8 protein-coding genes are annotated in these 8,223 nt (G+C 31.7%); 7 read left to right on the plus strand and 1 reads right to left on the minus strand.

Annotated features, from left to right (window positions below; all coding sequences use genetic code 11):
• On the minus strand, window positions 1–314 hold a 314-nt coding region (locus CHB81_RS26400), incomplete at its 3' end, for a transposase (RefSeq protein WP_141130480.1).
• Between the two features lie 531 nt (window positions 315–845).
• Here CHB81_RS26400 and CHB81_RS26405 point away from each other — a divergent pair.
• The 7 genes from CHB81_RS26405 (at window position 846) to CHB81_RS26435 (ending at window position 8,023) form a co-directional block, all read left to right on the plus strand.
• Window positions 846–1,292 (plus strand): GNAT family N-acetyltransferase, encoded by a 447-nt coding sequence (locus CHB81_RS26405; protein ID WP_089354797.1) that lies wholly within the window; start codon window positions 846–848, stop codon window positions 1,290–1,292.
• Between the two features lie 93 nt (window positions 1,293–1,385).
• Entirely contained in the window at window positions 1,386–2,846 is a 1,461-nt protein-coding gene (locus tag CHB81_RS26410) for a lipopolysaccharide biosynthesis protein (protein WP_089354798.1), read from the plus strand.
• 27 nt (window positions 2,847–2,873) lie between these two features.
• A complete protein-coding gene (gene dut, locus CHB81_RS26415) occupies window positions 2,874–3,308 on the plus strand; it encodes a dUTP diphosphatase (RefSeq protein ID WP_089354799.1) in 435 nt (144 codons plus the stop codon).
• Window positions 3,309–3,528: 220 nt separating this feature from the next.
• Complete coding sequence (locus tag CHB81_RS26420) at window positions 3,529–4,545, plus strand: sugar phosphate nucleotidyltransferase (RefSeq protein ID WP_089354800.1); 1,017 nt, start codon at window positions 3,529–3,531, stop codon at window positions 4,543–4,545.
• Window positions 4,546–4,594: 49 nt separating this feature from the next.
• Entirely contained in the window at window positions 4,595–5,947 is a 1,353-nt protein-coding gene (locus CHB81_RS26425) for a lipopolysaccharide assembly protein LapB (RefSeq protein WP_089354801.1), read from the plus strand.
• Between the two features lie 16 nt (window positions 5,948–5,963).
• Window positions 5,964–6,746: a DUF4292 domain-containing protein gene (locus tag CHB81_RS26430; protein WP_089354802.1), complete on the plus strand. Its 783-nt coding sequence runs from the start codon at window positions 5,964–5,966 to the stop codon at window positions 6,744–6,746.
• A 23-nt stretch (window positions 6,747–6,769) separates the two neighbouring features.
• Window positions 6,770–8,023, plus strand: coding sequence for a murein hydrolase activator EnvC (locus tag CHB81_RS26435; RefSeq protein WP_089354803.1), 1,254 nt, complete (start codon window positions 6,770–6,772; stop codon window positions 8,021–8,023).
• Window positions 8,024–8,223: the final 200 nt, after the last annotated feature.

Genomic DNA, 8,223 nt, shown 5'->3' on the forward strand with positions numbered 1-8,223 from the left:
GCTTTTTTGTCTGCAACAAAAGCCTGTCTTTCCAATAATGCTTTTTGCTTTTCCAATAATTTCACTTGGGCTTCGAGTTCCATTATCTTCTGTTCAGGTGTTTTTGCCATTTGGGTTGGGGTTTGGTTCTCCCAATCAAAGTTACCAAATTTTCTTAACCAATTTAAAACTGTTCCATGACTCTGAATACCATATTGTTTTCTTGTTTGAGTAATAGAAATATTTCCTTTTTCAATCTCACTAACAATTTGAAGTTTTAGTGACATACTGTAATCTCGTTGACTACGCTTTACATAATTTATTTGATCTTCCATAACGATGGCTTTTTGTGTATCGCTATTTCAGGACGAGACATAAGATAAAACAAAAAAGAGCCAACAATTGCTTGTTGGCTCTTTTGATATATATAGGGTTGTTATTTTTGAAGTTAATTTATAAAATGGAGATTCTCAATTTATCCAAAAACGGAGAATCTGGACCATTTTATAAAATTCTAGACACAGATTTATCACTCTGCAGTGCTTTGTCTTTCCTGGGAACAAACTAGCTTTATTAGTCCCAATGCTCTGTTTTTTTTGAGGGTTACATTTCAGCAGAATCACTCCCTTTGCTTTGTCTTTTATAGGAACAAACTAGCTTTATTAGTCCCAATGCTTTGCTTTTTTTGAAGGGTTGTATTTTAGCTTTGCTCATTCCCTTTGATACAAAGTTACTACAGAAGTACTCCTGAAAATTTATATAATTTTCCCCATTTCTTATAGATTTTTCACATCAAGATGTTCTCAATTAATATAACAGCGCAATAAAAAAAATGAGTATTTTTGAAATCTTATTTTTTTACTACAATGAAACTGCAAATACAAGAACTCACCACAGTCGAAGAAATGTTGGCTCAAATTGAAACAATGAGGTTTCTTTATCCAAACTTATCCATTGAAAAATACAAAGCATACCTTTCAGATATGGTTCCTCATAATTATATTCAGATTGGTGTTTTTGAAGATGGAGTTTGTTTAGGTATCACCGGCTGCTGGTCTTCAACAAAATTGTGGACAGGAAGATACCTTGAAATAGATAATTTTGTTGTAAACCCTGAAGTTAGATCTAAAGGAATTGGAAAATTGCTGACGGATTATATTGAACAAAAAGCGATAGACTCAGATTGCAGTAGTATAGTTCTGGATGCTTTTACCGGAAATTTTGCTGCACATCGTTTTTATTACAACCAAGGATACGGTCCAAAAGGCTTTCATTTTGTTAAAATAGTAGATGAAAACAAAATGACACACTAAATTTTGGACAAGTTTTTTTTATTGAACCAATAAATCAGCATTAAACCAAAGAATTGGTTATTTTTGTTTTATAAACTTTATTATACATATATTTTGGGATTATATAAAAATCTATTCAAACAAACTGCTATTTATGGATTAGCAACGGTTCTGCCGCGAATGCTAAGTTTTCTATTGGTGAGATTATATACAGGTATTTTACCAACTGCAGAATACGGAGAGGTTTCGATTGTTTTGTCTTGGATGGTTTTCTTTAACGTGGTACTTTCTTACGGAATGGAAACCGCTTTTTTTAGATTTTACAGTAACGAAGACGATAAGAAAAACGTAATTGCAACTTCTACAATATCGATATTTTGGTCGTCTATAATTTTTTTATTTGCAGCTTTAATTTTCAGAAATACACTGGCAAATCTTGCCGAAGTTGACGTACAATATGTTACATATACAATTTGGATTTTAGTTTTGGATGCTTTGGTTTTAATACCATTTTCTAAACTTAGAGCCAATCAAAGACCAATGGTTTATGCAGCGATTAAAATTGGGAATGTAATAATCAATTTATTATTAAATATATTCTTCTTAATTTATTTACCAAAACTTGCTGCTTCAAATCCTAATTCAGTTTGGGATAACTTATATGTAGAGAATTTCCAGATTGCTTATATTTTCATTGCAAATCTTTTGGCAAGTTTAGCGACTTTTGTTGTGCTTTCGCCGAATTATCTTTCTTTGGGAAGAAAATTTGATCCAGTACTTTGGAAAAAAATGATGAAATATGGTTTACCTATTTTGGTTGCCGGACTTGCATTTGCTGTTAATGAACATTTCGATAAAATTCTTCTTGGATATTTATTGCCGGAAAACCTGGCAAAATCAGAAGTTGGAGCTTATTCAGCTTGTTATAAATTAGGATTGTTTATGGTTTTGTTTGCAACAGCTTTTAGATTAGGAATAGAACCTTTCTTTTTTAGTCATGCTAAAAATGAAAATGCACCGCAGACTTATGCCGTAATTACAAAATATTTTGTGATTCTGGGATCTTTAATTTTGTTGGGAGTTATTGTTTTTGCAGACGTTTTAAAATATCTTTTGCTTGACAATAAATCCTATTGGGAAGCTATGAAAGTCGTTCCGTTAATTATTCTGGCAAACTTCTTTTTAGGAATTTACAACAATTTATCTGTTTGGTATAAGCTAACAGACAAAACAAAAATTGGAGCCTATATTTCGATTGTGGGTGCTATTGTGACCTTGGTTTTAAACTATTTTTTAATTCCAAAGTACAGTTACTATGGCTCTGCAATTGCGACCATTTCTGCTTACGGAAGTATGATGTTGATTTCTTATGTTTTAGGAAATAAATATTATCCGATACCTTATGATATGAATAAAATTGGAGCTTATTTAGGAATTTCAATTGTGTTTTCGGCTATTTCTTTTTACGGATTTAGAGAAAATTATTTTGTTGGAATACCGTTATTTTTAGCATTCATCTATTTTGTTTATCATAACGAAAAAGAGACAATTAAAGGAATTATGAATAAAAAGTAAGCTGATTTTTAAGCTTTTAAAATAAAAATGAAAATACAAATTATCAATAAATCACAACACGCTTTACCAAACTACGAAACAATTGCTTCGGCAGGAATGGATTTGCGTGCCAATTTAACTGAAGTTATTACGTTAAAACCATTAGAAAGAACGATTGTAAAAACGGGACTTTTTATTGAGTTGCCAATTGGTTACGAAGCACAAGTTCGACCAAGAAGCGGACTAGCAGCAAAAAGAGGCGTAACCGTTTTAAATTCTCCAGGAACCGTTGATGCAGATTATAGAGGTGAAATAGGTGTAATTTTAGTAAATTTATCAAATGAAGAATTTGTAATCGAAAACGGTGAAAGAATTGCACAATTAATTATAGCCAAACACGAAAGAGCTGAGTGGATAGAAGTTGAAGAACTTTCTGAAACATCAAGAGGCGAAGGCGGATTTGGAAGTACTGGAGTAAAATAGTTTCAGTTTTCAGTCGCAGTTACAGTCACAGTAATTAGTTTCTGTACTTTGCGAACTTAAAAATGAAATGAAAACCTTTGTAATCTTTGCGAAAAACCTTTGCCAACTTTGCGGTTAAAAATTTCAGCACAAGTAGAAAATAAATAACATTTGCGGTTAAAAATTTAGAACCAAACTAAGAAGATTTTTTTAAATCTTCCCATAAAGAATAAACACAAAAATGAAAATAATCGTTCCAATGGCGGGTCGAGGATCAAGACTTAGACCACATACTTTAACAGTTCCTAAACCATTAATTCCAGTTGCAGGAAAATCAATTGTTCACCGTTTAGTCGAAGATATTGCTAAGATTTTAAAAGAACCTATCGAAGAAGTTGCTTTTATTTTGGGAGATCCAGCTTTTTTTGGTGATGATCTTGTAGCAAGTTTAGAAGAATTGGCAGGAAGTTTGGGCGCTAAAGCATCAATCTATCGTCAGGATTTACCATTAGGAACAGGTCACGCTATTATGTGTGCCAAAGAATCTTTATCAGGACCGGCAGTAATTGCTTACGCAGATACTTTAATCAGAGCCGATTTTGAATTGGATCCGGAAGCAGATGCTGTAATTTGGGTGAAACAAGTAGAACAACCGGAAGCATTTGGTGTTGTTAAATTAAATGCTAATAACGAAATTATAGAATTGGTTGAAAAACCAAAAGAATTTGTTAGTGATTTGGCCGTTATCGGAATCTATTATTTTAAAGAAGTTGGAGATTTGAAAAAAGAACTTCAAGGTGTTTTGGATAATAATATTCAGAATGGCGGAGAGTATCAAATCAACGACGGAATCAAAGCAATGATGGCTAACGGTAAAGTTTTTAAAACCGGCAGCGTTGACGAATGGATGGATTGCGGAAACAAAGATGTTACCGTTGAAACAAATTCAAGAATGTTAGGATTCTTGCATAATGACGGAGAACATTTAGTAGATTATGATGTAAAACTAGACAATTCAACAATTATTCCTCCATGTTATATTGGAGAAAATGTAGTATTGAAAAATACAACAGTTGGTCCAAATGTATCGATAGGAAAAGGATGTCATGTAAGTGATAGTGTTATTAAAAACAGTTTAGTACAAACTTTTTCTCAAATAAAAAATGCGAACTTAGACAATGCAATGATTGGAAATCATGTCGTTTATGATGGTAAATTTACTAGTATAAGTATTGGTGATTATTCGGTTTTAGAATAGATTATAGCTTTTGACAGATTCGTTTTTGTTTAAAAAATAAATTTTAGAGATGATACAAAAAGGAGTTTTAGTATTTTTATTTTTCGTTTTGCTTAGCAATCCAACTTCGGTTATGGCACAAACAGAGCCGGAAGATATTGCTATGGCAACAGATGAATATCAAGACTCTTTTTATGAATCTTTGAAACAAAAAGGAATCGAAAATTATGATAAAGCTATTATTTCATTAGAGAAATGTATCAAGTTAAAACCTAATGATGCTGTAGCTTATTTTGAATTAGGGAAAAATTATTTATCTCTAAAGCAATATAGCAGTGCTCAGTCTTCTTTTGAAAAAGCAACACAATTAGACCCAAAGAATAAATGGTATTGGTTAGGAATTTATGATGTAAGTTATGAAACCAAAAATTATCCTTTGGCAATTGAAACGATTCAGAAAATAATCGTTTTTGATGAAGAGTATAAAGATGATCTGATTTCGTTGTACATGATTACCAATCAATATGACAAAGCACTTTTGGCGATCAATGAAATGAATGATAAATTCGGAAAATCAGAAGATCGTGATCGATATAAAATGCAAATTATGTCTCAGGGCAAATATCAAAATGCCGAAGCATCAAACCTGATTGATCAGATTAAAAAGAATCCGAAAGAAGAATCGAATTATGTCGACCTGATTTTTTTATATACAAAAACAGAAGAAACAGATAAAGCATTAGAAGTTGCAAAACAATTGGCAAAGGAAATTCCAAATTCTGAATGGGCACAAGTAAGTTTATTCAAAGGATATTTGGATGCAAATCAAGCTGATAAAGCAATTAAATCGATGAATGTGATTTTCTCAAGTTCAAAAATTGACACAAAAATTAAGCATCGTACCTTAAATGAGTTTTTGATTTATGTGAATAAAAATCCGCAATACGCACCAGATTTAGAAAAAGCAATATCTTATTTTGATAACGATCCAAATGTTGATGTTGCAAAAGAAATTGGGAAGTTTTATCACAGCAAAGGTCAATATGAAAATGCAATTAAATATTATGAAAAAGATTTAAAAGCAAATTCAGATACAGATCGTGAAACTAATTTGCTTTTGCTGGAAGCTTATGTTCAGGCAAAACAATTTGAACCAATGACAAAACGAGCTATGACAATGATTGAAGTTTATCCGAGTCAATCGCAGTTTTATTATTATGCAGGTTTAGGAAACAATAAATTGCAACAATTTAAGAACGCAAAAACCGTTTTAGAAATGGGGCTTGATTATGTTGTAGACGACAAAACGCTTGAAGCAAATTTTAATATTCAGCTTGGAGAGGCTTACAATGGTTTGGGAGATGCGAAGAAAAAAGAGGAATACTTTTTGAAGGCAAATGAATTATTAAAACAAAAAAAATAAAAGGAGAGGATTTCAAATGAAAAAATATATTGCAATAGTATTGATGTCGGCTTTTGTGATTTCTTGCAAATCAAAAATGCCAGCAGCTCAAAATAATACCGGTAACGCTGAAGTTACAACCAAAGAAGACAAAAAAGTTGTAGAGAAACATTATAACAATAAGTTAGATTTTTCTACTTTATATATAAAAGCCAGTGCAAAATATGTTGACGAAAAACAAAGTCAAAATGTTACCGCCGAAATTAAAATAGAAAAAGACAAACAGATTTTAATAAGTGTTCGTTTTTTAGGAATTACAATGGCAAAAGCATTGATTACACCAACGGCAGTAAGCTATTATGAAAAAATAAACAGCACTTACTACGAAGGAGATTTTACAAGTTTGAGCAAATGGTTAGGAACAGAATTGGATTATTCAAAGGTTCAGAATCTATTGGTTGGTGAAGCTCTGGACGATTTAAAAAAGGGAAAATATACACAAACAATTGTAGAAAACCTTTTTCGTTTAGACGATGAAAAAGATGCCAATTTGAAAAAATCATTCTATATTGATTCTGAAAAATATTTGTTGCAAAAAGAAGAAATTTCACAACCTTCAGAAAACAGAATGTTGCAGATTAACTATTCTGACAGCAAAGTTTTTAATCAGGGAACACTTCCAACAAGTATTGCAATTAACGCTATTCAGCCAAAAGGAAGAACCAATATTAATTTAAATTACAACAATATTTCGTTTAATGAAGAACTTTCTTTCCCATATAGTGTGCCTGGTGGTTATAAGAAAGTTATAATTAAGTAAATTTGCAAAAAGAAAATCGAAACATGCCAAAATTTCTCCTAAGCCTAATTTTTATTTGTGCCACAACTCTTATGTGGGCGCAAGATTCGCAACAAGAAAAACTGGAACAACGTAAAGCTCAAATTCAGCAAGAAATTAGAGATAACGAAAAGATGTTGCAATCTGTAAAGAAAAAAGAAAAATCAGCAGTAAATGTATTTTTAATTCAGGCGAATAAAATCAAACTAAAAGAGAAACTGATTAATACTACGGCAAAACAAGAAAAACTTTTAAGCAACGACATGTATATTAACCAGGTTAAGGTTAATAAGCTAAAAAAGGAATTAGAGGTTTTGAAAGCTGATTATTCTAAGATGATTTTAAAATCATACAAAAGTCGTTCTGAGCAAAGTAGAGCGATGTTTATTTTGTCTTCAGAAAGTTTTTTGCAAGCTTATAAAAGAGCACAGTATTTAAAACAATATACTAATTTTAGAAAAAATCAAGGTTTAGAAATTCAATCTAAAACTACTGAATTAGTTGATTATAATGCGAGATTAAATGGACAAAGACAGGTTAAGAAAAAGATTATCGCAGAAAATGAAAAGGAAAAACAGAGTTTAGAAGTTGAAAAGAAAGAACAGCAAAAGTTAGTTAATTCGATTAAGAAAGATAAAGGTAAAATCTTAGCAGATATAAAAGCAAAACAAAGCGAATCAAAAAGAATTGACAGACAAATTGATCGTTTAATTCGGGAAGCAATTGCCGAAGCAAATAGAAAAGCGGCATTAGAAAGAGCAAAAGATAATCCGGGAACAACAGTTTCGAAAGCACCGGTTTCATCATCGAAAATTGAATTAACACCAGAGAATAAAATCTTAGCTGCCGACTTTAAAGCCAATAGAGGAAGATTGCCTTGGCCGGTTGAAAAAGGATTTATTTCTCAAGGATTTGGAGATCAGCCGCATCCATTGTACAATACAGTAACGATTCATAATAATGGGGTTGAAATTACAACAGAATCGGGATCAAGCGCAAGGGCAGTTTTTGCAGGTGAAGTGACGAGTGTAATTGTTTTATCTCCAATAAATAAAATGGTAATTATTCAGCATGGAGATTATTTCTCAGTATATCAGAATTTAAGTTCTGTAAGTGTAGACAAAGGGGATAAAGTTACCATAAAACAGAATATTGGTAAAATCAGAACAAGTCCAGAGACAGGAAAAACAACAATGAAGTTTTGTATTTCGCAAAACTCAACATATGCAGATCCTAGAGGTTGGATTCAAAACAGATAAAAAAAGGGAGCTTAATTAGCTCCCTTTTTTATTATAAACATTTTGTCTCGTCCTGAAATAGCGATACACAAAAAGCCATCGTTATGGAAGATCAAATAAATTATGTAAAGCGTAGTCAACGAGATTACAGTATGTCACTAAAACTTCAAATTGTTAGTGAGATTGAAAAAGGAAATATTTCTATTACTCAAACAAGAAAA

This window comes from Flavobacterium sp. ov086, from assembly GCF_900187965.1.
Taxonomy (GTDB): Bacteria; Bacteroidota; Bacteroidia; order Flavobacteriales; family Flavobacteriaceae; genus Flavobacterium.